The 553-nt window shown below is 40.3% G+C and carries 1 protein-coding gene; it reads right to left on the bottom strand.

The window, feature by feature from the left end; translation table 11 throughout:
• Positions 1–553 (bottom strand): tyrosine-type recombinase/integrase (locus HMPREF0373_RS17825; protein ID WP_021737974.1); only part of this gene is annotated, 553 nt, incomplete at both ends.

Here is a 553-nt window from a genome sequence, read left to right on the forward strand (position 1 = left end):
CTTTCAATAACTGGTGGTCTATATTGAGTATTTTGTTCTGCATATCAATATGCGTCGTCAGTCCGCAAAATTCAGAAATACGAAGTCCCGTTTCCAACAGAAGCACAACCTCATCATAATACTTGCTGTAAATCTTATCCTTTTCCATAAAGGCAAGCAGGCGTTCTTCCTGCTCTGGTGTAAGGATAACTTTATGCTCTGTATCATCTTCCAGAACATCACTTAGTTTAAATTCAAATGGGTTCTTTCTGATACAGTCGTCTTGTATCGCCATGTAAAATGACGCTTTCAAGGAACGCTTATAGTTATCAATTGTTGTATAGGCATATCCTTTTTCACTCATTCTGATAGCCCATTCTTTAGCGTCCGACTGCTTAACAGTATCAATCGCCCTCATACCCAATGGGTCATTTTTCAGAGCGTTCATAAGATACTGTCGTCCCTTTTCGGTAGCCCTCTTGATGTTCTTTCTTTGGCTGTTCTTTTTCTCGTAAAGCTGGCAGACTGTCATTTTACCGCCGACTGTGTCGATACCGTCGTTAAGGTCTTTTTT

Origin of the sequence: Eubacterium ramulus ATCC 29099 (assembly GCF_000469345.1) — a bacterium.
Lineage (GTDB): Bacteria > Bacillota > Clostridia > Lachnospirales > Lachnospiraceae > Eubacterium_I > Eubacterium_I ramulus.